This is a genomic window from Nocardioides sp. NPDC127503 (assembly GCF_040302165.1).
GTDB lineage: Bacteria > Actinomycetota > Actinomycetes > Propionibacteriales > Nocardioidaceae > Nocardioides.
In genome coordinates, this window is record NZ_JBEORH010000007.1 from 85,029 (window position 1) to 111,741 (window position 26,713).

19 protein-coding genes are annotated in these 26,713 nt (G+C 70.3%); 13 read left to right on the plus strand and 6 right to left on the minus strand.

The window, feature by feature from the left end:
* Positions 1-102: 102 nt before the first annotated feature.
* Entirely contained in the window at positions 103-951 is an 849-nt protein-coding gene (locus tag ABTW65_RS16980) for a Bax inhibitor-1/YccA family protein (protein ID WP_350662094.1), read from the plus strand.
* Positions 952-1,009: 58 nt separating this feature from the next.
* On the opposite strand, the gene ABTW65_RS16985 is transcribed toward ABTW65_RS16980, so the two are convergent.
* Positions 1,010-2,032, minus strand: a complete 1,023-nt coding sequence (locus ABTW65_RS16985) for an SGNH/GDSL hydrolase family protein (protein WP_350662096.1) — start codon at positions 2,030-2,032, stop codon at positions 1,010-1,012.
* Between the two features lie 87 nt (positions 2,033-2,119).
* Here ABTW65_RS16985 and ABTW65_RS16990 point away from each other — a divergent pair, with 87 nt between their 5' ends.
* Positions 2,120-3,520 (plus strand): cystathionine beta-synthase, encoded by a 1,401-nt coding sequence (locus tag ABTW65_RS16990; protein WP_350662098.1) that lies wholly within the window; start codon positions 2,120-2,122, stop codon positions 3,518-3,520.
* Between the two features lie 55 nt (positions 3,521-3,575).
* Positions 3,576-3,968 carry a hypothetical protein gene (locus ABTW65_RS16995; protein ID WP_350662100.1) on the plus strand — a complete coding sequence of 131 codons (393 nt, stop codon included), beginning with the start codon at positions 3,576-3,578 and terminating at the stop codon, positions 3,966-3,968.
* On the opposite strand, the gene ABTW65_RS17000 is transcribed toward ABTW65_RS16995, so the two are convergent.
* Positions 3,929-6,493 (minus strand): LuxR C-terminal-related transcriptional regulator, encoded by a 2,565-nt coding sequence (locus ABTW65_RS17000; RefSeq protein ID WP_350662102.1) that lies wholly within the window; start codon positions 6,491-6,493, stop codon positions 3,929-3,931. The genes ABTW65_RS16995 and ABTW65_RS17000 overlap by 40 nt on opposite strands.
* Positions 6,494-6,956: 463 nt before the next feature.
* Here ABTW65_RS17000 and ABTW65_RS17005 point away from each other — a divergent pair, with 463 nt between their 5' ends.
* From ABTW65_RS17005 to ABTW65_RS17020, 4 genes are read left to right on the plus strand one after another with little or no spacing between them, the layout of a single operon-like run.
* The gene (locus ABTW65_RS17005; protein WP_350662105.1) at positions 6,957-8,426 is read left to right on the plus strand and encodes a cytochrome ubiquinol oxidase subunit I; all 1,470 of its coding nucleotides are present in this window, start codon (positions 6,957-6,959) and stop codon (positions 8,424-8,426) included.
* Positions 8,427-8,436: 10 nt separating this feature from the next.
* Entirely contained in the window at positions 8,437-9,438 is a 1,002-nt protein-coding gene (gene cydB / locus ABTW65_RS17010) for a cytochrome d ubiquinol oxidase subunit II (protein ID WP_350662107.1), read from the plus strand.
* Between the two features lies 1 nt (position 9,439).
* Positions 9,440-12,808 carry a thiol reductant ABC exporter subunit CydD gene (cydD, locus tag ABTW65_RS17015; RefSeq protein WP_350662109.1) on the plus strand — a complete coding sequence of 1,123 codons (3,369 nt, stop codon included), beginning with the start codon at positions 9,440-9,442 and terminating at the stop codon, positions 12,806-12,808.
* Positions 12,802-13,464 carry a response regulator gene (locus ABTW65_RS17020; protein WP_350662111.1) on the plus strand — a complete coding sequence of 221 codons (663 nt, stop codon included), beginning with the start codon at positions 12,802-12,804 and terminating at the stop codon, positions 13,462-13,464. Before cydD ends, ABTW65_RS17020 begins: the two co-directional genes overlap by 7 nt.
* 17 nt (positions 13,465-13,481) lie before the next feature.
* Here ABTW65_RS17020 and ABTW65_RS17025 read toward each other — a convergent pair whose 3' ends face one another.
* Both ABTW65_RS17025 and ABTW65_RS17030 read right to left on the minus strand, forming a co-directional pair.
* A complete protein-coding gene (locus ABTW65_RS17025; protein WP_350662113.1) occupies positions 13,482-15,122 on the minus strand; it encodes a GAF domain-containing sensor histidine kinase in 1,641 nt (546 codons plus the stop codon).
* A gap of 96 nt (positions 15,123-15,218) precedes the next feature.
* Complete coding sequence (locus ABTW65_RS17030; protein ID WP_350662115.1) at positions 15,219-15,644, minus strand: YchJ family protein; 426 nt, start codon at positions 15,642-15,644, stop codon at positions 15,219-15,221.
* 114 nt (positions 15,645-15,758) lie between these two features.
* Here ABTW65_RS17030 and ABTW65_RS17035 point away from each other — a divergent pair, with 114 nt between their 5' ends.
* From ABTW65_RS17035 to ABTW65_RS17060, 6 genes are all read left to right on the plus strand, one after another.
* Positions 15,759-18,605, plus strand: a complete 2,847-nt coding sequence (locus tag ABTW65_RS17035; protein WP_350662117.1) for an AfsR/SARP family transcriptional regulator — start codon at positions 15,759-15,761, stop codon at positions 18,603-18,605.
* Entirely contained in the window at positions 18,602-20,005 is a 1,404-nt protein-coding gene (locus ABTW65_RS17040; RefSeq protein WP_350662119.1) for a magnesium chelatase ATPase subunit I, read from the plus strand. Before ABTW65_RS17035 ends, ABTW65_RS17040 begins: the two co-directional genes overlap by 4 nt.
* A gap of 111 nt (positions 20,006-20,116) precedes the next feature.
* A complete protein-coding gene (locus ABTW65_RS17045; RefSeq protein ID WP_350662121.1) occupies positions 20,117-22,132 on the plus strand; it encodes a VWA domain-containing protein in 2,016 nt (671 codons plus the stop codon).
* A gap of 43 nt (positions 22,133-22,175) precedes the next feature.
* Complete coding sequence (locus tag ABTW65_RS17050; RefSeq protein ID WP_350662123.1) at positions 22,176-22,955, plus strand: TSUP family transporter; 780 nt, start codon at positions 22,176-22,178, stop codon at positions 22,953-22,955.
* An 18-nt stretch (positions 22,956-22,973) separates the two neighbouring features.
* The gene (locus ABTW65_RS17055) at positions 22,974-23,597 is read left to right on the plus strand and encodes a YigZ family protein (RefSeq protein WP_350662125.1); all 624 of its coding nucleotides are present in this window, start codon (positions 22,974-22,976) and stop codon (positions 23,595-23,597) included.
* Between the two features lie 46 nt (positions 23,598-23,643).
* Positions 23,644-24,627, plus strand: coding sequence for a GNAT family N-acetyltransferase (locus ABTW65_RS17060; RefSeq protein WP_350662127.1), 984 nt, complete (start codon positions 23,644-23,646; stop codon positions 24,625-24,627).
* A 7-nt stretch (positions 24,628-24,634) separates the two neighbouring features.
* Here ABTW65_RS17060 and ABTW65_RS17065 read toward each other — a convergent pair whose 3' ends face one another.
* Positions 24,635-25,438, minus strand: a complete 804-nt coding sequence (locus ABTW65_RS17065) for an SDR family oxidoreductase (RefSeq protein WP_350662129.1) — start codon at positions 25,436-25,438, stop codon at positions 24,635-24,637.
* A gap of 109 nt (positions 25,439-25,547) precedes the next feature.
* Positions 25,548-26,666 carry an NAD(P)H-dependent amine dehydrogenase family protein gene (locus tag ABTW65_RS17070; RefSeq protein ID WP_350662131.1) on the minus strand — a complete coding sequence of 373 codons (1,119 nt, stop codon included), beginning with the start codon at positions 26,664-26,666 and terminating at the stop codon, positions 25,548-25,550.
* Positions 26,667-26,713: the final 47 nt, after the last annotated feature.

Sequence of the window (26,713 nt, forward strand, 5' to 3'; positions counted from 1 at the left end):
GGTTGTCCCGGACGTTGAGTGAGACACAGGGCCGGTACGCTGGCCGTAGGAGCCGCCACCGTGGCGGAACCTTTCCAGTCGCTTTCGAGGAGTGACCCCCAAATGCAGAGCAACAACCCGGTGTTCCGTAGGGCAGAGGGCTTCGGGCAGCCGTCGCAGAACGCCTACGGCAACGCGACCTACGGTGGCAACGGCGCGTCCTACGCCGGCTACGGGCAGGACCCGAGCCAGTGGTCGACCGGTGGCCCCGAGGCTCCCACCACGGGCGCCCCCATGACGATCGACTCGGTGGTGCAGAAGGGTGCGATCACGCTCGGCGTGGTTTTCCTGGCCGCCATCGCGACGTGGATCATGACCCCCGACATCAGCTCCGGTGCCAACCTCGCGCCGCTCTACCTGGCCGCGACCCTCGGTGCCGGTGCCGCGTTCATCCTGTCGCTGGTCAACTCGTTCAAGCGCGTGGTCAGCCCGGCGCTGGTCCTGGCCTTCGCTCTCGCCGAGGGCATCGCGCTGGGCGCGCTGAGCAAGACCTTCGACGCCCTGTTCGGGGGCGGCATCGTCGTCCAGGCCGTGATCGGCACCTTCGCCGCGTTCGCGGGCACCCTGGCTGCGTACAAGTTCTTCAACATCAAGGTCGGCAACAAGTTCCGCACCTTCGTGATCGCCGCGATGTTCGGCATGGTGGGCCTGAGCCTGATGGAGCTCGTGCTCGGCATGTTCGGTGCCAGCTTCGGCCTCTTCGGCTTCGGGACCCTCGGCATGATCACCGCCATCGCCGGCCTCGCGCTCGGTGTGTTCATGCTGATCCTCGACTTCGACCAGATCGAGTACGGCATCCGTGCCCAGCTCCCTGAGCGTGAGTCGTGGCGCGCCGTCTTCGGCCTGACCGTCAGCCTCGTCTGGATCTACACCAACCTGCTCCGCCTGCTGGCGATCTTCCAGCAGGATTGATCGAACGAACCAACAGAACCGCCCCGCTCCGGAATGGAGCGGGGCGGTTTGTTTGTCGTCAGCGCTGGGCGTGGTGGCGCTCGGCGATCGGAGGAGTCTCGTCGGGGCGCTCGCCACGGCGAGGCTCGCGCTGCTCGTTCTCGAAGGAACGGGCACGGGCCCAGTTGCGGCCGACGCGGCCACGGGGGCGCGGGGCCGGGTCGATCTCGGTTCCTGGCCGGATGACGGCGCGCAGCGAGGCTGCCGCGAGCGGCATCACCTGCTTGCCGTTGTAGGTCTCCAGGATGGCGTCCTCGTCGCCGACGAGGCCGAGCACCGAGAGCGTCGGTGGCACCAGCACCTCGCCGAGGGCGTGGTAGCCGGCGGCGGAGGGGTGGAACTGGTCGGCGCCGAACCAGAAGGCCGGGGTGGCCTTGAACGCCGGACCGAGGACGTCACCCAGCGACACCGTGTGGCCACCGGCGCGGATGACGTGGAAGATCTGGCCGGCGGCGATACGGATCGACCAGGCTCGCATGATCGACCGCAGCGGCGGCAGGATCGGGGTGGCGGTGCTGAGGTCGGGGACGGTGCCGACGAGCACCGTCACTCCGGCTTCCTGGAGCCGGATGACGGCCTGTGCGAGGTGGCTCACCGCGACCCGCGGGCGCACCCGGCGGATCACGTCGTTGGAGCCGACCAGGATGACCGCGATGTCGGCATCGGCGGCGATCGCCTTCTCGACCTGCGGGTGCAGGTCGGAGGACTTCGCGCCGATCTCGGAGAGGTCGTGCAGGCGTACCGGCCGGCGTGCCTTCTCGGAGACGCCGGAGGCGAGGACGGCGCCTGGCGTGTCCTCGACCTCGGTCATCCCGTAGCCGGCTGCGCTCGAGTCGCCGAGCAGCGCGATGCTGATCGGTCGTCCCGGTTGCCGTGCTCCGTACCACCCGGTCGGGGAGGGTGCCACCGGCATCTTGACCTGATGCGTCGCTTTGACGGCAAGCGCCGCTTCCGCGACGAGGACCCCGGCGAACGCGGCCGTCGCGGCCAGAACACCCCCGCCGGCGTACGCGGTCTTGCGTGCCAGACTCTTCTTCGCCACGGGGACCACTCTAAAGTCTTCGGCCCATTACCGGGCACTCAGTATCGGGATATAGGGGATCTCACCTAGTGGACATACGCTGTCGGCATGGAGTACGTGGACTCGCTTCTCGACCTTATTGGCAACACTCCGCTCGTGCGGCTGGGGCGTGCGTTGGACGGCGCCGGCGCCTCCGCACCCGGCCAAGGACCGCTGGTTCTGGCCAAGGTGGAATACCTCAACCCGGGCGGTTCGGTGAAGGACCGCATCGCCACCCGGATGATCGAGGCGGCCGAGGCGTCCGGTGAGCTGAAGCCCGGCGGCACGATCGTGGAGCCCACCTCCGGCAACACCGGTGTCGGCCTGGCGATGGTCGCCCAGCAGAAGGGCTACAAGTGCATCTTCGTCTGCCCCGACAAGGTCAGCGAGGACAAGCGCAACGTGCTGAAGGCCTACGGCGCCGAGGTCGTCGTCGCGCCCACGGCCGTCCCGCCGGAGCACCCCGACTCCTACTACAACGTCAGTGACCGGCTCGCCTCGCAGCCCGGGGCCTGGAAGCCGAACCAGTACGCCAACCCCAACAACCCGCGCTCCCACTACGAGGAGACCGGCCCCGAGATCTGGCGCCAGACGGAGGGGAAGATCACCCACTTCGTGGCGGGTGTCGGCACCGGCGGCACGATCTCCGGGATCGGCCGCTACCTCAAGGAGCAGAACCCTGACGTCCAGGTGATCGGCGCCGACCCCGCCGGGAGCGTCTACTCCGGCGGCAGCGGACGGCCCTACCTGGTCGAGGGTGTCGGTGAGGACTTCTGGCCAGAGACGTACGACCGCGATGTCGCCGACCGGATCATCGAGGTCTCCGACGCCGACTCCTTCGCCTACACCCGCAGGCTCGCCCGCGAGGAGCAGATGCTCGTCGGCGGCAGCGCCGGCATGGCTGCGTACGCCGCCAAGCAGCTCGCCGCGGAGCTCGCCGGCACGCCGGAGGGCGAGAACGCCGTGATCGTCGTCCTGCTGCCCGACTCCGGGCGTGGCTACCTGACCAAGGTGTTCAACGACGAGTGGCTGGCGCAGTACGGCTTCGCGATCGGCGAGGCGGCCAAGCAGACCGTCGGTGACGTGCTGCGCGGCAAGTCCGGCCGGCTGCCCGACCTGGTCCACACCCACCCCGGCGAGACGATCGCCGAGGCGGTGCACATCCTGCAGGAGTACGGCGTCTCGCAGATGCCCGTCGTCCGCGCCGAGCCGCCGATCGTCGCCGCCGAGGTCGCGGGCTCGGTCTCGGAGCGCACCCTGCTGGAGGCGCTGTTCACCGGCAAGGCCAAGCTCACCGACTCCGTCGAGGAGCACATGTCCCCGCCGCTGCCCTCGATCGGGTCCGGCGCCGACGCCCACGACGCCGCCCACACCCTCGGCTCCTCCGACGCGCTGCTGGTGCACGAGGACGGCAAGCCCGTCGGCGTCCTCACCCGCCAGGACCTGCTCTTCTTCCTGACCAGCTCCTGAGGCCTGTGACCCTCCCCCTGGCGGGGGAGGGTCGCGTACGCCATGATGCGTGCTCATGATCGCGTCCCCCCACACTCGCCGAAGCGGAGCCCGAGGCAGTCAGCATCGCCTGACGGCCATCGCCGCGGCCTCTCTGCTCACGCTGTTCTCGCTGACCGCATGTGGTGGTGGCGAGGGCGGCAGCGGTGGTGGCGGGGGTGATCGGCCGAGTGTCGAGGACATCCAGGGACAGATCGCGAAAAGCAGCGGCGACCAGGTGACCGAGAAGCAGGCCGAGTGCTTGGCGAAGACCTACTACGAGTCGGGCCTCTCCGACGAGGCGGTACGCCTTCTGGTCGAGGCCGAGGACGTCTCCAAGATCAGCCCGGAGGATCTCTCGGAGGCGGATCAGAAGGCCAGCAAGGAGCTCTACGAGCCGTTGGTGAAGTGCCTGACGCCGGCTGAATAGTCGCCGTTCGGTGCCGGCCGGAGCCAGGTGTCGGCCACCCGGGCGAGGTCCTCGCGGCCGGAGACCCCGGTCTTGCGGCTGATGTTGTGCAGGTGGGTCTCGACGGTGCGGGTGCTCATCTCCAGGTCCGCGGCCAGCGAGGCGGTGGTGGGGCCCTCGGGGAGCAGCCGGAGCACCTCGCTCTCCCGCCCGGAGAGCCCGATGTGGGTTGCCGCGCGACGGAACATGCCGGCTCGGCTGCCGGAGATCTCGGAGCGCTCCCAGGCGGTGTCGAGGGTCTCGGCCGCGCCGGCCAGGTCGCCGGCCTCGCGCTGCAGGATCGCCAGCGAGATCGCGGCCCTGGTCACGAACACGAGGGCGCCGGCATCGGCGAGCTTCACGATCGCCTCGCGAAGGCCGTCGACGTCGCCGGTCGCGGTGGTCGCCGCGTACGCCCCCATGCCCTGCAGCAGCGGGCTCTCGGTGCCTGCCGCGAGGCTGGCGGCCCGGGTGATGTGCTTGTTCTCGTTGGCGCCGCGCTCGACCGCCTCGACGGCGAGGAAGATGCCGCCGGTGACGTAGCCGGCGTCCAGCCGCTGGCCGACGAGCTCGCACAGCTCCTTGAGGCTGGGCATCCGGCCGCTGGCCGGCGCCATGATGCTGGCCACCATCCCGGGCCAGGGGCCGAAGGCCACCTTCGCGCCACCGATCTGGGAGGCGAGGCTGCGGGCGTACTCCGGGCGGCCCTGCGCCATCGCGATCTCGGCGCCGAGCGTCAGGATGCCGGTGTGGGCGACGTCGCGGTAGGCCGCGACGCTCGAGGAGGAGAGGCTCTGGAACGCCGCCTGGCTCGCCTCGGTCAGCCGGCCCGCGATGCTCAGACCGAGCACGCAGAGATAGGCGTGGGCCTGGATGAGCATGGCGCTCGAGCTCTGGTTGGCCGCCTCGAGCTGCTCGCGGGCGAAGTCGATGCCGCGTTCGAGGTCACCGCCGAGCATGTCGGCGAGCCCGATGAGGAAGGCGTGCAGCCCGGCGGGGAGCGGGTTCTGCGGCTGCTGGCTCTCCAGCAAGTTGCGCGCCTGCTCGACCATCCCGGCGGCGAGGAGGCGTTCGGCGGCGACGACTCCGAGCATCTCGGGGCCGACCGTGTCGCGCGGGTCGGGCTCGACCGTGGGCACCTCGGGGACGTACTCCGTCTGGAACTGCAGATGGGCGCGGGAGGCCTCGAGCGTCGCGGCGAAGGTGGGCAGCCGCTTCAGCCCGTCGTCGAGCACGGCCTTGGCGTCGTTCAGGTCGCCCAGCTCGACCGCCTTCCAGGTGGCGAACCAGGCCAGCATCCAGGCCGACTCCTGGGTGTCGGTCAGTGGCGTACGCCGCTCGACCTCCTCGATCTGGTCGCGAGGCGCCGCCGTGTTGCGGAGCGCGACCAGCAGCGGCAGCGCGGTCTCGGCCGAGGGCATCTCGGTCCAGGAGCGGCGGGCACGGGTGACCTCGTCGGCCATCTGGCGCAGCGAGCGCTGGTGGAGGAGGGCGGCGTCGGCGCCGCGGGGCCGGTGGGTGGTGTAGTCGAGGAGCGGTTGTTCGGAGGCGAGGTGGTTGCGCGCGATCACCAGCCCGAACGCGGAGCCCTCGGTGATCAGGTAGTCGCCGATGAGCGGTGGGTAGAGGCCGACGACGCCGCTGCCCGGGCCGTCCTCGCTGTGCCGCGCCAGGCCGTGGGCGAAGAGTGCGTCGAGCACGTTGCGCTCGATCATCTTCTCGGCCTCGTCCAGCGGCACCGGGCCCGTCACCGCAAGCGCGGTCGCGCCGTCCCAGGCGTCCTGGTCGAGCCCGGCGACGAGCGGTTCGACGGCCGAGGCCAGCTCAGGAGCCCAGCCCGTACGCCGCGGCAGCCGCCACAGTCCGTCGAGCTGCTCCAGCACCCCTGCCCGCGGTCCGACGGTGGCGATGGCCCGGACCAGGCCGAGCAGGCCGCCGGTCGCCATCGCGATCCGGGCCAGCGACCCGGCCTCGACCGGGCCACCGAGGATCCCGCGGCACACCTCGTGCACCTCATCGACCTCGAGCGCGGGGGAGCGCACCTGGACCGACGGGGCGATGCCGAGCATCAGCGTGTTCTCTGCGACGGGGTGCTGGTGGCGGCTGCTGGTCACGGCCAGGAGACGTCGCTGGCGGTGGATGTTGCGCAGGGCGCCGACGGAGTAGTTGTCGAGCGCGTCGGCGTCGTCGATCACCAGGACGGTGCCGTTGCCGAGCTGCTTGCTCAGCGCCGTGGTCATCTCGCCGATGGTGCGACGGGGGCCGGTGGGCGTCGCGCTGCCGATGCCGGCGGCGGTCAGCGCGGCGAACGGCTCGTTCTGCCAGGCGCGGTGACCGCTGATCTGCAGGACGGACCGGCCTTCGTCCTCGAGCCGGTTGGCGACCAGGGAGCAGAGCTCGCTGCGTCCGGATCCTCGGGGCCCCACCAGATGGACGCTCAGGCCCGCGCCGACGTAGTCGATGACCTCGTCGACCACCCGCGCGAGGACACCTTCGCGATCCGACATGCTCACCCCCTACCTCAAGGTACATCCAAATGCATACCGGATTTTCTGTGGGGACGCTGTATCGCCCGCGTATTACGTCTACTGATACGCAGGTTACCTGTTTACAGTACGTAAACAGTCCGTCTCCGACCGCAACCTCTGGGCGCAGATGATGAGATAGTGATCTCACGGGCTGAGGTTCTCCTCGGCCTGAACCACTGAGTGACACCAGGTTGCCGCATCAGCTCCCCCATCTGTATGCGGCCCTGGTGGCACGAAGACCTGAGAGCCCGGCCGTCCCGGACTCGAGGTCGCGATCATCCCCCCGCGGTCGTGACCTCGAGCCCAGGGCGGCCGGGTTTCTTTTGCGTCCGCGCGAGCGTTGGTGCCCAGTTCACAAGGGACGTAAGCCACGACACACGGGACGTATGCCTAGGGGAGGGGGTGGTGTGGCCGATGTTGCGCCAGTGACATAGTGACCGACGTGGACAGCGTCCTGGAGTTAGCCAGGTGGCAGTTCGGCATCGTGACCGTCTACCACTTCCTGTTCGTCCCGCTCACGGTGGGACTCACCATGCTCGTCGCCGTGCTGGAGACGATCTGGCTGCGTACGAAGAACCCTGAATGGCTTCGGCTGACGAAGTTCTTCGCGAAGCTCTTCCTGATCAACTTCGCGCTCGGTGTGGTCACCGGGATCGTGCAGGAGTTCCAGTTCGGGATGACCTGGTCGGACTACTCCCGCTTCGTCGGGGACGTCTTCGGGGCCCCGCTGGCGATCGAGGCGCTGCTCGCCTTCTTCCTGGAGTCGACCTTCCTCGGCCTGTGGATCTTCGGCTGGGACAAGCTGCCCCGGGCGCTGCACAACGCGTGCATGTGGATCGTGCACCTCGGAACTCTGGCGTCGTCGTGGTTCATCCTGGCGGCCAACTCCTGGATGCAGCACCCGGTCGGCTACAAGTTCAACGAGATCACCGGCCGTGCCGAGCTCACCGACTTCTGGGCGGTGATGTTCAACAAGGTGCAGCTGGGGACGTTCCCGCACGTCATCCTCGCGGCGTACCTCACCTCGGCCGCCTTCATGCTCGGCATCCTGGGCTGGCTCTACCTGCGCCGGCCGGGCGAGAACAACGCCGACCGCCCGATGCACCGGCGCGGCATGGTGCTGGCGGCCTGGATCATGGTCTTCTCCGGCATCGGTGTGGCGGTCTCGGGCGACATCCAGGGCAAGATCATGACCGAGGTGCAGCCGATGAAGATGGCGGCCGCGGAGGCGCTCTGGGAGACCTCCGACTCGTGCGCGCCGTTCTCCATTCTGACCATCGGCACCCGCGACGGGAAGCACGAGAAGTGGGCGCTCGAGGTGCCCTGCGTGCTGTCCTTCCTCGGCACCGGCACCTTCGACGGCAAGGTCGAGGGCATCTACGACCTGCAGGAGCAGTACCGGGAGACGTACGGCTCGACGCCAGGCGCGACCTACTACTCACCCGGCGACTACACCCCCAACATCCCGGTCACCTACTGGACCTTCCGCTGGATGATGGGCCTTGGTGTTGTCGGCAGCCTCATCGGGCTGGCGGTGCTGTGGTTCACCCGCCGGGGACGTACGCCGACGGGGCTGGTCGGGCGCTTCCTGCCCGCGCTGGCGATCTCGGCGCCGGTGATGGTGCTGCTGGGCAACTCGATGGGCTGGATCTTCACCGAGATGGGCCGCCAGCCATGGGTGGTCTTCGGGGTGCTGACGACCGCCCAAGGTGTCTCGCCGGGCGTCGAGCCCTGGGAGGTATGGATGTCGCTGATCGGGTTCACCGCGCTCTATGCGGTGCTCGCCGTCGTCGAGGTCGGGCTGCTCATCAAGTACGTGAAGAAGGCTCCGGACCCGTTCGTCGAGCCACCCGACCCCACCCTGCGCGGCTCCGACTCGGATGCCGACGAGCCGATGAACTTCGCGTACTGAGGAACAGCTGATGGAACTCACGACTATCTGGTTCTGCCTCATCGCCGTCCTGTGGATCGGCTACTTCGTCCTGGAGGGCTTCGACTTCGGCGTCGGGATGCTGCTCCCCGTGCTGGCCCGCGACGACCGCGAGCGGCGCGTCATGATCAACACGATCGGCCCGGTCTGGGACGGCAACGAGGTCTGGCTGCTGACCGCGGGTGGCGCGACGTTCGCGGCGTTCCCGGAGTGGTACGCCACCTTGTTCTCCGGCTTCTACCTGCCGCTGTTCCTGATCCTGATCGCGCTGATCGTGCGTGGCGTCGCTTTCGAGTACCGCCATCAGCGGCCCTCGGTCACCTGGGCCGGCTGGTGGGACCGCGCGGTGATCTTCGGGTCGTACGTGCCCGCGTTCCTGTGGGGTGTGGCCTTCGCCAACATCGTGCGCGGGGTGCCGATCGACGCCGACTTCGAGTTCACGGGGACGGTGCTGACGCTGCTCAATCCCTACGGCCTCCTCGGCGGACTCGTCACGCTGTCGCTCTTCGTGACCCACGGTGCGCTGTTCATCGCTCTCAAGACCGACGGCGAGATCCGCGGCCGGGCTCGTGCGCTGGCGCTCCGTGTCGGGGTCGTCGCCGCCGTGCTGGCCGTGGTGTTCCTGGTCTGGACCCAGATGCTGACCGGCAACCTCGGCACCGCCGTCCTCTTCGTCGTGGCGGCGCTCGCGCTCGTGGGCGGGCTGGCTGCTGCGTACGTCGGCCGTGAGGGGGTCGCCTTCGCGGGCACCTTCTTCGCCATCGGGCTGTCCGTGGCGGGGCTCTTCGTGGGGCTCTTCCCGGACGTGATGCCCTCGAGCACCGACGTGGCCAACTCGCTGACGACGACCAACGCAGCGGCGACGCCCTACACGCTGAAGCTGATGACCATCGTCGCGGCGGTGTTCACGCCGATCGTGGTGGGCTACCAGGCCTGGACGTACTGGATCTTCCGCAAGCGGATCTCGATCCATCACATCCCCGCCGCCCATTGACATGCGACCGAACGACCCGCGACTGCGAGCCCAGCTGTCGGTAGCCCGGCGGCCGCTGGCCGTCGTGGTGGCGGCCGGGGTGCTGGGTGCGGTGCTGCTGATCGCCCAGACGTACGCCGTCACCGGACTGCTCATCTCCGCGATCCGCGACACGGGGTCCGTGAGCGGCTGGGCCCTGGCGGTCGTGGCCGTCTTCGCCGGCCGCGCTCTCGTCGGGGTTGTCTCCGACGTGGCCGGAGCCCGGGCGGCCGGCGTCGTCGGGGCGGACCTGCGGCGCCGGGTGGTCGGGGTGATCCTGCGCGGCCGGTCGGGGAGCTCTGGCTCGCTCTCGGCGCTGGCCACGCGCGGGGTCTCGGCCGCCGAGCCGTATCTGACGCGCTATGTGCCGGCGCTGGTGCTGGCGTGCGTGCTGCCCGTCATGGTGCTCGCGGTGATCGTCTGGACCGACCCGCTCAGCGGTCTCATCGTGGGGCTCACGCTGCCGCTGATCCCGATCTTCGGGGTGCTGGTCGGGCTGGCCACGCGTGATCAGGCGGCCAGCCAGTGGCGGGCGATGTCTGCGCTGGCAGGTCACTTCCTCGACGTGATGAAGGGCCTGCCTACCCTGGTCGCCTTCGGCCGGGCGGGTGCGCAGTCGCGGGTCATCGCCACGATCACCGACCGCTACCGCCGCCGCACCCTCGAGACCCTGAAGATCGCGTTCGCCTCATCTGCCGTGCTCGAGCTCGTCGCCACCATCTCCGTCGCCCTGGTGGCGGTGATCATCGGGGTCCGGCTCGCTGCCGGCTCGGTCGACCTGCAGACGGCTCTCGTGGTCCTGCTTCTGGCCCCCGAGGCCTACTGGCCGCTGCGCCGCGTCGGCACCGAGTTCCATGCGGCCGCCGAAGGCACGGCAACTCTCGAGGCCACCGCCGACCTCAGTGCACACCGTTGGTTGAGCCCGGCGAGCGCCAGCGAGCCGGTGTCGAAACCAACACGGTTGCCATCCGCGCTACATCTCGACGAGGTCTCGATCACCTATCCCGACCGCGAGCGGCCGGCGCTGGCGCCGGTCTCAGCGACGGTCCCCGAGCGGGGGATCACCGCGATCGTGGGGCCGAGCGGCTGTGGGAAGTCCACGTTGCTGGCGACGGTCGCTGGCCTACACGAGACGTACGCGGGCACGGTCGAGCTCGACGGACAGACCCCGGCCGCGGGCGACGGGTGGCGGCGGCGGTTCGCCTATCTGCCCCAGCGACCGGTGTTCGTCAGCGGGACGATCGCCGACAACCTGCGCCTCGGGTCTCCGGACGCGACCGAGAGCGACCTGTGGCATGTCCTCAAGCGGGTAGCCCTCGCCGACCGGATCGCCGACCTCCCCGGCGGGCTCGGCGCCGACCTCGCCGAGGACGGCCGCTCCCTCTCGGCGGGCGAGCGAGCCCGGCTGGCGCTGGCCCGCGTCGTACTCTCCGATCGTCCCTGGGTCCTCCTCGATGAGCCGACCGCTCACCTCGACCCCGACACCGAGCGGATCATCGCCGACACCGTCACCGATCTTGCCCGCGACCGCGCCGTAGTCCTCGTCGCGCACCGCCAGGCTCTCATCGACATCGCCGACCAGGTCATCACTCTCTCCGCCGAATCCCCGCCCGCCGAGACGTCGCCCGCGTCGGCCGAGACGTCGCTCCCGTCGGTCGAGACGGCAACAGCTGACGTCTCGGCCGACGTACCTGACGCTTCGGCCGACGCGCCTGACGGCTCGGCGCGGGTGGCGCTGTGGGGGTCGGCGGTGGTCGGCGGGCTGAGCTGGGCGTCGGGGGTGGCGCTGACGGCGCTGGCGGGATGGCTGATCATCAAGGCCTCCTACCACCCGGTGATCCTGACGCTGGTGGCGGCGATGGTGGGTGTGCGTACGTTCGGGATCGCGCGGCCGGTGCTGCGCTACCTGGAGCGGTTGTGGTCGCACGACAGTGCGCTGCGGCTGCTGGCCAAGCGACGGGTCGAGATCTACGACGCGCTGGCGCCGTTGGTTCCCGGCGCGCTCCCCGGCCGCAGAGGAGACGTGCTGGCGAGTGTCGTCGACGACGTCGACGCGGTGCTCGACGAGGAGCTGCGGGTGCGGCTGCCGATCCGGGAGTACGCCGTCGTGGCCGCCCTCGCGGTCCTGGCGACCGCGCTCATCGACCCGGTCGCGGCGGCCTTCACCACGGCCACGGTGCTGGCGGCCGGGGCCGCCTTCGGGATCGCGTACGCAGGAGCAGCACGTGCCGAGCACATCTCGGTCACGGTGCGGGCGAGGGTGTCCGAGCAGGTGGTCGAGGCGACGCAGACGGCGACCGAGCGCCGGATGTGGCAGGCCAGCGAGCCCGTGCTCGACACGCTCGACGACCTGGCCGGCACCGCCACCAGGGCGACCACGACAGCGGCGTCGGCCTCCTCGCTCGCCAAGGCGATCGTGCTGGTCACCGCCGGAGCGGCAGTCGCCGCGACCGCCGCGTACGCCACCGTCGGCGACGGCCCAATGCTCGCTCTGCTCACCCTGGTCCCGCTGGCGCTGGCCGAGCCCGCGGCGACGCTCGCCGACGCCGGAGCGGCCAGGGCTCGCACCCGGGCCGCGCAGCGCCGTCTCGACGACCTGACCAGCCGCTCCCCGGCGGTCGAAGCCCCGGAGCACCCCGAGCAGCTCACCGACGACACCACGATCACGATCACCGACGTCACCGCCCGGCCGGGTGACGGCCACAGCGTCGAGATCCCCGACCTGCACGTCGAGCCGGGCGCAAGGATCGGCATCGTCGGCCCGTCCGGCTCCGGCAAGAGCACCCTGGCCGCGCTGCTGCTGCGCTTCCTCGACCCGGACACCGGCACGATCACGCTCGGCGGCCGGACGACCCGTGACATGGACCCACAGGACGTACGGAAGATCGTGGGTCTCGTCGACGACGACCCGCACGTCTTCGCCTCCAGCCTCGTCGAGAACGTACGCCTGGCCAGGCCCGGAGCCACCGATGATGAGGTCGAGCAGGCGATCCGGCGAGCCCACCTCGGCGACTGGCTCGATGCCCTACCTGCCGGACTGAAGACCAGACTCGGTGACGGCGCCGCCGAGGTCTCCGGGGGCGAACGGGCCAGGCTGGCGGTGGCGAGGTCGCTGCTGGCAGGGCACAAGGTCCTGGTTCTGGATGAACCTTTGGCTCATCTGGACACCGCGACCGCCGCGTCGCTGGCGCGTGAGGTGCTCGCGCGGGAGGATGGCTCGACAGCTGGCGCAGAGCCTGGTCCGCATGGCGGCACGAAAACCGTATTGTGGATGACTCACACATCGACCGGACTGGGGCTGACCGATACCGTGGTCTCCCTTCAACGAATGGGGGAAGTGAGACGGTGTTGACCGAGACAAGGACGATCCGGGTCTACCTGCTCGACGACCATGAGGTCGTGCGCCAAGGGTTGACGACACTGCTCGACAGTCATGACGACATCGCCGTCGTCGGCCAGGGCGGCACCACCGCCCAGGCACGCGAGGACATCGACCGCCTCCAGCCGGACGTCTGCGTGCTCGACGCCCGCCTGCCCGACGGCTCGGGGATCGAGGTGTGCCGTGAGGTCCGTGCGGCCTACCCGGAGATGCTCGCGCTCATCCTGACCTCCTATGACGACGACGAGGCGCTCTTCTCGGCGATCATGGCCGGCGCCAAGGGGTACGTCCTCAAGGACATCCGCGGCAACGACCTGGTCGAGGCGATCCGCACCGTCTCCGGTGGCGGCTCGCTGCTCGACCCGCTGATGACCGCGAAGGTCATGGAGAAGATGCGCAACCCCGATGGCGAGTCGCCGCAGATGCAGGCGCTCACGCCCCAGGAGAAGCGCCTGCTCGCGCTCATCGGCGAGGGCCTGACCAACCGAGAGATCGCCGGGCGGATGTTCCTGGCCGAGAAGACGGTCAAGAACTACGTCTCCAGCATCTTGGCCAAGCTCGGTGTGCAGCGACGCACCCAGGCGGCACTGATGGCCAAGGAGCTCCTCCACCCCCGCCGGGGACAGTAGGACGCCAAGAAAAGAGCTCAGACCCCAGCGGTGATCGGCACCTGCCAGACGAGCTCGGTGCCGCTGGGGGAGCGGGGTCCGATCTCGAGCTGACCGCCGAGCTGGACCGCGCGACAGCGGGCGTTCTTCAGCCCGCTCTCCTCGGCCTCGTCAGGGACGCCGCCGCCGTCGTCGCGTACGACCAGCTTGACCTCGTCGTCCTGAAGGCTCAGCTCGATCTGGGCGCTGTGGGCCTGGGCGTGCCGGGCGAGGTTGGAGACCGCCTCGCGCAGGACCGGCAGCAGGTGGTTGCGGACAGAGTCGGGCACCGCGGTGTCGACCGGCCCGGTGATCTTGATCTCCGGGGTGAAGTCCATGACGCCGGCGTACTCCCGGACGACCTCGCGCACCTGCGCACGCAGTGAGGAGGCGTCGTGGTTGCTGAGGTCGAAGATGGAGCCGCGTACGTCCTTGATGGTCTGGTCCAGCGCGTCGACCTGCTCCGAGAGCCGCTTGGGCAGGTCCTCGACCCGTTGCGGGTTGCGGCCGAGGGTCTCGAGCTGGAGCCCGATCGCGAAGAGGCGCTGGATGACCACGTCGTGCAGGTCGCGGGCGATCCGGTCACGGTCGGTGATGACGGCGAGGTCGGCCCGGTCCTCGACCGCGCGGAGACGGTCCAGGGCGAGGGCGGCCTGGCCGGCGAAGCCGAAGAAGAGCTCGCGCTCGTGCTCGTCGTGGGCGGCGCTGGCCTTGTCGTAGATCGCCAACAGCGCGCCGCGACCGGCGAGCGAGGAGCGCACCGGAGCGACCACGACGTAGAGCCCGTCGACCTCGAGGTCCAACGGCTCGACGATGCGACGGTCGATCAGGAGCGGGACCTTATCGGTGACGGCCCGGACCCGTTCCTCCTGACCGGGCACGGCAGCGACACCGGAGACGAGTCCGTGCTCGATGCGGGTGCCGGCACCGACCCCGATCGCGCGCATCAGCGGCAGCGCGGTCTCGCACATCCTCTCGAGGGCGACCAGGTGGTCCAGCGGCGGGGTCAGGGCGCGGCTGAGCTCGGCGCTCGCCTCGAGCCACCTGCGGCGCTGCTCGCTGAGCTCGAGCTCGCGGACCTTGTCGATCTGGGCGCCGGCCGCGCGGGCCAGGGCGACGACGAGCTGCTCGTCGTGGCTGGTGAACTCGGCACCGCCGACCTTCTCGGACAGGAGCAGGTGACCGAAGTCGCGGTCATCGCTGCGCAGCGGCACCTCGATGAACTTGCGCTTGCCGGGGTCGCCGGTACGCAGCGCGTGGCTGCCGCCGCCGTCATGCGTGCGGGGTGAGACCAGCAGGAGAGGCTCGGGAGCGGTGATTCCTCGGGGCCGGGTCGTCGATGCCGGCTCGTCGTCATCGCCTTCGTCGTCGAGGCGAGCCCGGCGGCCCCGGCTCTTGCCCACGACCTGCAGCGTCGGCTCCTGCTGGTGACCGTAGGTGATCAGGTCCTGGAGGTCGCCGTCGGGGCTGAGGACGCCGAGGGCGCCGTAGCTCGCTCCGGTCAGCTCGCAGGCGGAGCGGGTGATTCTCTCCAGCATGGCGCTCAGGTCGAGCTCGCTCGACATCGCGATGACCGCGTCCAAGAGCGAGCGCGCCGATGGCTCCAGACCGGTCAGGTCCTCGGTCGCGTCAGTGGTCACCTGTCAGAGTCTGTCGTGCTGGACCCGGTCGCGTCCACATATCGGCAACAGTTTCTCCACTGTCTGCCTCAAACTCACGCGAATGCTTGCGTTTGGTCATTGACTCGCGATCTCGCCATCGACGTAGAACCACCGTCCGGCACGCACCTCGAACCGGCTGTGCTCGGCGAGCACTCCGTCGCCCGACGGCGCCTGGTAGGACGCCCGGAACGCCACCCAGCCGTGGGTGTCGTCATCGAGCCCGGAGCCCTCGATCTCCAGCCCCGTCCAGGTCAGCTTCGGGTCGGGCGCGGCCACGCCCAGATCGTCGGGGCGGGTCCCCGGATGCCAGGTGCGGAAGATGTAGTCCCAGTCCCCGAGGGCGTACGCCGCGTAGCGGCTGCGCATCAGCTCCTCCGGAGTCTCGGCCAGGGCACCGCCACGGTGCAGCCGGTGGCAGCACATCGCATAGCGCCGCCCGCTGCCGCACGGGCACTCCTGAGGGAGGGGCGAACCGGTGGCGGTGCGGCCGAAGGGAGACATGCGACCCATTGTGTACCGGAAAGGACGCATTCTCGCCGTGGGCCCGGAGCGCCCCGTCTATTGTGTGGGGGTGGCTCTCAGGCGCAAGCGGCTCGGGACGGCGGGGGTGCATCGGTGACGGATGTGAACATCTGTCTGCTGGGACCCCTGATCGTCACGCGCGCGGGCGAGCCCGTGGAGGTCCCGGGGCGACGCCCGCGGACGCTGCTGTCGTTGCTGGCCCTGGAGGCCGGCACCCCGGTCTCCGCCGACCTGCTCGCCGACCGGCTCTGGGGCGAGGAGCTCCCCGACAACCCGCGCGGCAGCCTGCACACCTACATCGGGCGGCTGCGTCGCGTGCTCGGCAAGGAGGTCGTACGCCGCGCCGCCGGCGGCTACATCCTCGACCTGCCGCGCTCCTCGGTGGACGCGCTCGCCTTCATCGACCTGCTCGACGCGGCGGAGGGCCCGGAGGCCTACGACCGGCTCGAGGAGGCCATCGCACTGTGGCGTGCCGAGCCGTTCGACGAGCCCTCCGGGGACTCCCTGGCCGAGCGCACCCGACCGTGGCTGGTCGACCGCTACCTCGCCGCGCTGGAGCACCGCGCCGAGCTCGACATCGCCGCCGGCCGGGCCGCGAAGGCGGTCGCCGACGTGCGCCGGGTGGTGGGTGACCATCCGCTGCGCGAGTCCCTGTGGGTGGTGCTCCTGGACGCGCTGGACGCGGCGGGGCGTACGGCCGAGGCGCTGGAGTCCTATGAAGAGGTCCGCGCGCGGCTGGCCGACGAACTCGGCGCCGACCCCGGCGCGGAGCTGCGCTCCACGTTCACCCGGCTGCTGGCCGGCTCCTCGCCGGCGCCGGAGTTCTCCCAGGGCCAGGCGACCGTGCCTGCGCAGCGCGTCTCGGAGGAGGACATGATCCCGAGACAGCTCCCGGCCGACATCCCCAGCTTCTCCGGGCGTGAGGCCGAGCTCCGGCTGCTCGACGCGGTGACGATCTCCCACGACGCCGGCTGCCCGAGCGTGGTCGCCGTGCACGGCATCGGGGCGGTGGGCAAGACCGCGTTCGCGGTGCACTGGGCACGTGCCCGGACCGAGCACTTCCCCGACGGTCAGCTCTTCATCGACCTGCGCGGCTTCGGGCCGGGCGAGCCGCTCTCGCACGCCCAGGCGCTCACGACCCTGCTGATCGGCCTCGGCGTCGACGCCGCCTCGGTGCCGACCGAGGTGGACGCGGCGTCGGCCCTGCTGCGTACGACCCTCGCGCAGCGGCGCATGCTGCTGTTGCTAGACAACGCTCGCGACTCCACCCAGGTGCGGCCCCTGCTGCCGGGCGGTGACTCGCTGGTGCTGGTGACCAGCCGGAGCCAGCTGCGTGGCCTGGCGACCCGCGAAGGGGCTCGCCGGCTCGCGCTGGACACCCTCGCCCCGGCGGAGTCGGCGGCCTTCCTGAGGCAGCGGCTCACCGACCGGACCGCGGCCGAGGAGGACGTACGCGCCCTCGCGGACAGATGTGGACACCTGCCGCTGGCTCTCGCCGTCGCTGCCGAGCGCTGCAGCCGCTACCCCGACCTCTCGTTGACCGACCTCGTCGCCGAGCTCGACGGCGAGACCAGCAGGCTGGCGGCGCTGGAGGCGCCGCTCGACCCCATCTCCGACCTCCGCGCCGTCTTCTCCTGGTCCTACGACTCCCTCGACGAGGAGTCGCGGCGCGCCTTCCGCCTCCTTGGCCTCCGACCCGGTCACGAGATCGGGATGCCCGCGATGGCGGCGCTCTTCGCCGTCGACATCGCCGCCGCCCGCCGCCTGGTCGACAAGCTGGTCGACGCCAACCTCGTCCGTGAGCACCGCCCCGGGCGCTTCGTACTCCACGACCTGATCCGCGACTACGCCCTGGAGATGGGCTCCGAGAAGGAGTCCGGCGAGGCGCTGCTGCGGTTGGTGAGCTGGTACACCCACTCCCTGGTCGCCGCCTCCGAGGCCGACGGCCGGTCCTTCCGGCTGATGAGCCTCGACCCCGTCGCCGACGGGGTGACGCCGCTGAGCTTCGCCACCCCGCAGCAGGCTCGCGCCTGGGGCGACCGGGAGTGGCTGACCATGGGCAGTGCCGTACGTCTCGCCGTGCGCGCCGGGCTGCTGGAAGCCGCCTACCAGCTGGTCAACAAGATGTTCAGCCTCTCGATGCGGCACCCACCCGTCGAGACCATCCCGCTCCAGGAGCTCGGCCTCGACGCTGCCCTTCGCGCGGGTCAGCACGTCGACGCGGCCTACATCCGCAACCAGTTCGGGATCAGCCGGGCGCGGGTCGGCGACCTGACGCGGGCGATCACGGAGTTCCGTGGCGCGGCCGAGGTGTTCCGCGAGGCCGGCACCGCGGCCGGCCTGGAGATGGCGCTGTCCAACTGCGGCCAGGCGCTGAGCATGACCGGTTCCCTCGACGAGGCCGTCGCGGTCCTCGAGGAGGCGTACGCCGTCGCGGACAGGGCCGGGATGGCCGACCGTGCCCGAGCGAGCCTGATCGGGCTGGCCGAGGTCTACGTCCGGATGGAGCGCTACGAGGACGCCGTGCGGCTGGTCCAGGAGGAGATCGGTTACGCATCGGTCGACGTCGACTCCTCCGCCTCGCCGCGGATGACCCTGGTCGATGCCCTGATCGGCCTGCGGCGATACGCCGAGGCCGAGACCCACCTGCGCCTAGAGCTGACCCATCGCCTCGAGGAGCGCAACCGGTGGGGTGAGGCCAACGTCCTCGTACGCCGCGCCGTGGTCGAGCGCGAGACCGACCGCCTCGCGCAGGCCCGGGCGACCCTCCACGAGGTCGTCGCGATCCTCGACGAGGTCGGGGAGCTCGATCGCACCGCGCTGACCCGGGAGCGGGTCGAGGAGCTGCTCGCCAGCGTCGGTTCCTCCGCATCCGCGGATCGGGACGTCGACGCCGAGCCCGCCCAGGGGTTGGGCGGCGGCGTAGCGTTGCGTCCGTGACTGCCGCACCCACGATCAGCACCCTCGGCCAGCTTCGCGCGAGTGGCCATGTGTTCAAGTCGCTCCGCGAGGAGATCCGCGACAACCTGCTGGCGAAGCTGGCAGCCGGAGAGGACCCCTGGCCCGGGCTGCACGGGCTGGAGGACACCGTCATCCCGCAGCTCGAGCGTGCCCTGATCGCCGGGCACGACGTCGTCCTGCTGGGCGAGCGTGGCCAGGGAAAGACCAGGCTGCTGCGTACGTTGGTCGGGCTGCTCGACGAGTGGACCCCGGTCATTGAGGGCTCCGAGCTCGGCGAGCACCCCTATGAGCCCGTCAGCGTGGGCTCCCAGCGGTTGGCGGCGACGGCCGGTGAGGCGCTGCCGATCGCGTGGAAGCATCGCTCCGAGCGCTACTCGGAGAAGCTGGCCACCCCCGACACGTCCGTGGCCGACCTGATCGGCGACGTCGACCCGATGAAGGTCGCCGAGGGACGCTCGCTGGGCGACCCGGAGACCATCCACTTCGGCCTGATCCCGCGCTCCCACCGCGGCATCGTCGCGATCAACGAGCTGCCCGACCTCGCCGAGCGGATCCAGGTCGCGATGCTCAACGTGATGGAGGAGCGCGACATCCAGATCCGCGGCTACGTGCTGCGGCTGCCGCTCGACCTGCTCGTGGTCGCCTCCGCGAACCCGGAGGACTACACCAACCGCGGCCGGATCATCACGCCGCTGAAGGACCGTTTCGGCGCCGAGATCCGCACCCACTACCCGCGCGAGCTCGCCGCGGAGATGGCGGTCATCCGGCAGGAGGCCGCCCTGGTCGCCGACGTACCCGACCACCTCCTCGAGATCCTCGCCGTCTTCACCCGTCACCTGCGCAGCTCCTCCGCGGTCGACCAGCGCTCCGGCGTCTCCGCCCGCTTCTCGATCGCGGGCGCGGAGACCGTCGCCGCCGCGGCGCTGCACCGCGCCACCGTCCAGGGCGAGGCGGACGCGGTCGCCCGCATCGTCGACCTGGAGACGGCCGTCGAGGTGCTCTCCGGCAAGATCGAGTTCGAGTCCGGCGAGGAGGGCCGCGAGGCCGAGATCCTCACCCACCTGCTGCGTACGGCCGTCGCCGAGACCGTCCGCAAGTCCTTCCGCGGCCTCGACTTCGCGCTCCTCATCGACGCCATCGAAGACGGCCGCATGGTCACCACCGGCACCAAGGTCGCTGCCGGCGACTTCCTGGCCGGCCTCCCCGTCCTGGGCGAGTCCGACCTCTACGACCAGATCGGCGACCGCGTCTACGAGTCCACCGGCGGCCCCAAGAACGACGGCCAGCTCGCCAGCGCCATTGAGCTGGCCCTGGAGGGCCTCTTCCTGGCCAGAAAGATCGGCAAAGACACGGCCGACGGGGAAACGATCTATGGCTGAGCCGGGAGGCATCGGCCGGGGGTAACACGTCGTTCGTAGGACTACTCGCCCTATCAGAACGACCGGATAGACCTACGAACAGCGTGTTACATGCGTGAAGGAGCACCAACCATGAGCCGCTACAAGAAGTACGCCGGGGGTGACCCGCTCGCGCCACCGGTCGACATCGCCGAGGCGCTGGACGCGATCGGCGAGGACGTGATGTCGGGCTACTCGCCCGAGCGGGCGATGCGGGAGTTCCTGCGGCGCGGGGGACAGGACCAGCGCGGGCTCGACGACCTCGCCCGGCAGGTCGCCGAGAGGCGCCGCGAGATGTTGCAGCGCCACAACCTCGACGGCACGCTCGAGCAGGTGCGCGAGCTGCTGGACAAGGCGGTCCTCGAGGAGCGCAAGCAACTGGCTCGCGACGTCACCATGGACGACGGCGACCGCGCGTTCCGGGAGATGCAGATCGACAACCTCTCGCCGAACACCGCGGCCGCGGTCAGCGAGCTCTCCTCCTACGACTGGACCTCACGCGAGGCCCGCGAGGCCTACGAGGAGATCAAGGATCTGCTCGGCCGCGAGATCCTCGACCAGCGGTTCAAGGGGATGAAGCAGGCGCTCGAAGGGGCCACCGACGAGGACCGCGAGGCGATCGCGGAGATGCTGCGCGATCTCAACGAGCTCCTCGACAAGCACAACCGCGGGGAGGACACCCCCGAGGACTTCGACGAGTTCATGGCCAAGCACGGCCAGTACTTCCCCGAGAACCCGCAGAACATCGACGAGCTGCTCGACACCCTCGCGCAGCGCTCGGCGGCTGCTCAGCGGATGCTCAACTCGATGTCGGCCGAGCAGCGACGTGAGCTGATGGAGCTCTCCCAGCAGGCCTTCGGATCGCCCGCACTGATGGAGCAGATGGCACAGCTCGACGCCAACCTGCAGGCGGCGCGGCCCGGCGAGGATTGGTACGGCTCCGAGGAGTTCGGCGGCGGCGAGGGCCTGGGCCTCGGTGACGGCACCGGCGTGCTGCAGGACATCGCCGAGCTCGACCAGCTCTCCGAGCAGCTCCAGCAGTCCTACGCCGGCTCCCGGCTCGACGACATCGATCTCGACGCCCTCTCCCGGCAGCTCGGTGACGAGGCCGCGGTCGACGCCCGCACCCTGCAGGAGCTCGAGCAGGCGCTGCGCGACTCCGGCCAGCTCGAGCGCGGCTCCGACGGCGACCTCCGGCTGACCCCGAAGGCGATGCGCCAGCTCGGCAAGGCCCTGCTCCGCGACGTCGCGCAGCGGCTCTCCGGACGGCAGGGCGAACGCGACCTGCAGCGCGCCGGCGCGGCGGGCGACCTCTCCGGCTCCTCGCGGCCGTGGGCCTTCGGCGACACCGAACCCTGGGACGTACCTCGCACGATCACGAACGCAGTCATCCGCGAGGTCGGCGAGGGCCGGCGCGGCCCCGGAGTGCGGCTGAGCGTCGACGACATCGAGGTGCAGGAGACGGAGGCGCGTACGCAGGCAGCGGTCGCGCTCCTGGTCGACACCAGCTTCTCGATGGCGATGGATGGCCGTTGGGTGCCGATGAAGCGCACCGCGCTGGCCCTGCACACGCTGATCAAGAGCCGCTTCCGCAACGACGACCTGCAGCTGATCTCGTTCGGCCGCTACGCCCAGACGATGGAGATCGAGAAGCTGACCGCCCTCGACGCGATCTGGGACAAGGGCACCAACCTGCACCACGCGCTGCTGCTCGCCAACCGGCACTTCCGCAAGCACCCCGGCGCCCAGCCGGTGCTCCTGATCGTGACCGACGGCGAGCCCACCGCCCATCTCGAGGCGGGCGGCGACGTCTGGTTCTCCTACCCGCCCCACCCGGTGACGATCGCAAGGTCTGTCGAAGAGCTGGAGAACTCCCGCCGCCTCGGCGCCCAGACGACCTTCTTCCGCCTAGGCGACGATCCCGGTCTGGCCCGCTTCATCGACTCCATGGCCCGCCGCGTCGAGGGCCGCGTCGTCGCGCCCGAGCTGGACGACCTCGGCGCCGCCGTGGTCGGCTCCTATCTCGGTGACAGGACGGCGCGGCGTACGTCGAACTCCTACGGCGGCTATCCGGACGCGTTCGGCGGTCGCGGCTGGTGGGCCGGCTGAACCGAGTTAACTCGGTGAGCATCCGGCCGCGTAATCTGCGCTCGTGCCCGAGGAGACGCTGAACGTACTTGCCCTTCTCGCCCTCGCGGCCCTGGCCGCCGGGTACGTGGACGCGGTGGTCGGCGGAGGTGGGCTGATCCAGCTCCCCGCGCTGCTGCTGTTCCTCCCCGGCGCCGCACCGGTGCAGATCCTGGCGACCAACAAGCTGGCCTCGATCTTCGGCACCTCGATCAGCGCGGCGACCTACTACCGGCGGGTGGGGCCAGACCCGAAGACGTTCATCCCGCTCATGATCCTCGCGTTCGCGGGATCTGCGCTGGGGGCCGGAGTGGCCTCCTACCTCCCGGAGAGCGTCTTCGAGCCCATCGTCCTGATCGCGCTGATCCTGGTCGGGGCGTGGGTGCTCTTCAAGCCGTCCCTGGGCGAGGCGACCGAGCTGAGGTACGACGGCCACCGGCATCTGATCGGCGCGATGGTGGTCGGGTTCGCGGTCGGCTTCTACGACGGCGCGCTGGGGCCCGGGACCGGGAGCTTCCTGGTGATCGGGCTTGTCGGCCTCCTCGGCTACTCCTTCCTGGAGGCGAGCGCGAAGGCGAAGATGGCCAACGTCGCCACCAACCTCGCCGCCCTGGTCGTCTTCATCCCGCAGGGCGCGGTGCTGTGGAAGACCGGCCTGGTGATGGGCGTGTGCAACCTGATCGGCGGCTACCTCGGCGCGCGGACGGCGGTGGCGAAGGGCGCCGGGTTCGTACGCGTCTTCTTCATCGTCGTCGTCGTCGGGTTCATCATCCGTCTCGGCGGCAGCGTGCTGGGACTGTGGTGAGATGGGCTCTGGGGTGACATGCACTACCTGACGATCGGCCGCGACGGAGCCGCGGAGATCGAGGAGAAGCGGTCCCGCTTCCTCTGCACGCTGGCCAGGGTGGAGGACGAGGCCGATGCGCGGGCGGTGGTCGAGCGGCTGCGCAAGCAGCACTGGGACGCCCGCCACACGTGCTCCGCCTTCGTGATCGGCCCGCCGCCGCAGCCGGTCGAGCGCTCCAACGACGACGGCGAGCCGGCCGGCACCGCCGGGGCGCCGATGCTCGAGGTGCTCCGCGGCGCGGGCGTCTCGGACACGGTCGCCGTCGTGACCCGCTGGTTCGGCGGAACCCTGCTCGGCGCGGGCGGTCTCGTTCGGGCCTACTCCGATGCCGTCCGCACGGCGCTCGACGAGGTCGGGACGCGCCGGCGCGAGCTCGTCCGGGAGTACGAGATCGAGGTCCCGTACGACGCCTCCGGCCGCCTCGAGACCGACCTGCGATCCTCCGGAGTGACTGTCCTCGACACCTCCTACGGGGACGCCGTGACGCTGCGGATCGGGGCTCCTCCGGAGGACGAGAAACGGCTCGAATCGTTGCTCGCCGAGCTCACCGCGGGTGCATCTTCGCTGGTCCCAGGCGCGGACCGCTGGGTCGACCGCTGACACCATTTGGGAGAATGGACGGGTGAGCGACCATAGCGAGACGCCCGTGGAACTCCCTACCGGATGGACGGCGAAGGTCCCTGACCTCGACGATCTGCCCGCCCTGCTGAGGCTCCGGGCGGCCGACAAGACGCCGTTCGAGGGCTCCGGAAAGGTCGATGCCGCCGCCATCACCGGCGAGATCGCCGGCCCCGCCTCTTGGACCCGCCAGCAGCTCGTCGCGATCGACCCGGACGGCGACGTCCGCGCCTGGGCCATCGCCCACGACCGCGCCGCCGGCCGCACCCTCGTCTACCTCTACGTCGACCGCACCATCGCCCAGGCCGCCGAGGTGGCGGCCGGGCTCTACGCCTGGCTCGAGGACCAGGCACGATCGATGGCCGAGCTGCGCGGCATCACCGAGTCTCATCTCGACGCCAGCCCGTTCGCCGACGACACCGTGCAGCGCGAGTGGCTGGCGGCAGCGGAGTTCACCAACAAGCGCACCTGGCTGCACATGAGCCGGCCGGTGCTGCCCGACGAGACCGTGCCCCCGCTCCGCGAAGGGGTGACGATCCGGCCGGTCGAGACCCACGAGAACGGCATGCCCGTCGCGGCCGATCTGCAGACGGTCCACCAGACGTTGGAGGAGTCCTTCCAGGACCACTTCAACTCCTACCGGGAGAGCTTCCCGGAGTTCGTACAGCGCCTCCGCGAGGACCCCGGTCACCGCTGGAACCACTGGTGGCTGGCCTATGTGGACGACACGCTCCCTGCCGGCACGCTGGTCGCCTCGGTGCTGCCCGCCAACGCGGCCGGGGTCGAGGGGACGTACGTCGAGTACATCGGCGTCAACCGCAACGCCCGCGGCCGCGGGGTGGCGAAGGGGCTGCTCTACGCCGTCATCGGCGACGCCCTCGAGCGCGGCCGTGACCGGGTCTCGCTCGAGGTCGACGCCGACAGCCCCACCGGGGCCGACGGGCTCTACAAGTCGATGGGCTGGGTGACCGACTACGTCACCGAGTCCTGGCACAAGGACGTCACGGTCTAGGCACCGGCTAGGCGCCGACGTCCGGGAGCTTGAGGTCGAGCGTCGGCGCCTCGGTGCCGCCGTCGACCTCGAGCATCTTCCCGGTGACGAACTGCCCGGCCCGGGAGGTCAGATAGACCACCGCCGCGGCGATGTCCTCCGCTTCGCCGATGCGCCCGAGCGGCGTCTTCGACTCGATCTCGCCGCGCATCGTGTCGTCGCCCGCGACGAACTCGAGGGCGCTGGTCCGCACCGAGCCGACGAAGATGCCGTTGACCCGGATCCGCGGCGCCAGGTCGGTCGCGGCCAGACGGGTCCAGTGCGCCAGCGCCGCCTTGGCGGTGCCGTAGGCGAGATAGCCCCGCCCTGCCGTACGTCCCATCATCGAGCTGATCGACACCACCGACTGCTGCCCGTTCGGGCTCTTCACCAGGTACGGCACCGCCGCCCGCGTCAGCGCGTGCGCCGTGGTCACGTTGAAGTGGAAGGCCTCCTCGAGGTAGCCCTCGTCGGTGTCGAGGAACGTGTTCGGGATCGTCCCGCCCACGTTGTTGACCACGATGTCGAGACGCCCGAACTCCTCGTACGCCGTCGCCGCCAGCCCCGCCGTCGCTTCCGTGTCGGCCAGGTCCGCCGGAACCACCAGCGCCCGCCGCCCCACCGCCTCGACCTTCGCGGCGACCTCCCGAAGCTGCTTCTCGGTGCGTGAGGCGATCACCACGTTCGCCCCGGCCTCGGCCAGCGCCACCGCGGTGGCCGCCCCGATCCCGCGCCCCGCCCCCGTCACGACGGCCACATGGTCGGTCAGTCTGAATCGATCAAGAATGCTCATCTGATTTCCTTTCCTGCCGAGAAGTCGCCCCCGTCGGCCGAGACGTCACGCGCGTCGGCCCAGTGGGCACCACGGTGACGCTTCGGCCGACGTAGCTGACGCCTCGGCTTCAGTTGGTTCCGGTGACCAGGCCGCGGCCGGTGATCAGCGGGAGGTCGAGAGGGGAGACGAGGCCGGGGGCGGCCGCGACTACGGCGGGGATGGCATTGACCAGGCGCTGGGCCGTGACGATCATCCCGGAGACGTTGTGGTCGCCGTGCTCGCCGTGGTGGCTGAACTCGACGGTCATCGACGGCTCGCCGGTGACCTCGATGCGGTAGCAGCCGTCGCCGGTCGCCGGGGTCGGCCAGTCGGGATCGGACTCCGCGTCGGTCCTGGTGACGTGCTCGAGCGTGATGCGGGGGACGCCGTCGACGCTGCCGGTGACGGTGAAGCGTACGGAGCCCTGGGTGCCCTCCGCGATGTCCACCGACACGGTCTTGGTGTCCTTGACCGCCGGACGGCGCTCGACATGCTCGACGAGCGGCTCGTCGAGAGTCACCCCGAGGCCGGCGGCGAGGACCCGGACGACGGGTCCCCACGCGGTGCTCAGCACGCCGGGCTCCCACAGGAACGGCTTGTCCTCCAGCGAGCCCCCGAAGCCGAAGAGGTCCTTCATCACGACAGGCTGGAAGTACGTCGAGTAGTCGGCGATCTCGCTGACCCGGAGGTGGTCGATCCGCTGCGACAGCGACGTCATCGCGAGCGGCAGTACGTCGTTGGCGAAGCCCGGGTCGATGCCGTTGACGTGCAGCGACGCACCGCCCTCGCGGCCGGCCTCGTGGATGCCCGAGATCATCTCGTCCGGCAGCGTCCCCTGCGGGTGGACCAGGATCACCGGCCCGGACGAGACGACGTTGACCCCGTCCCGGATCAGCCCGGTCAGGTCCTCGATCGCCTCGAAGACCCGGTCGTCGGTCATCGCCGCGTGGACGACGCAGTCGGGGGCGAGCGCGAGCAGCTCGTCACGCGAGGTGGTTGCCGCCACCCCGAGCGTACGTCCGAGCCCGGCCAGCTCCCCGGCGTCCTGCCCCGCCTTCGCCGGCGTCGAGGTCCAGACCCCGACCAGCTCCAGGTCGGGATGCGCATCGACTCCCGCGATCGCGTGACGACCCACCGTCCCGGTGGACCAGACGACGACTCTGAGCGGCTTCTCGGGACTCTGTGGACCTCTGGGAGCGTGGGGCATGCGCCAAATCTAGAACGCGTTTCAGTTTCGCGAAAGTGATTCGCCGA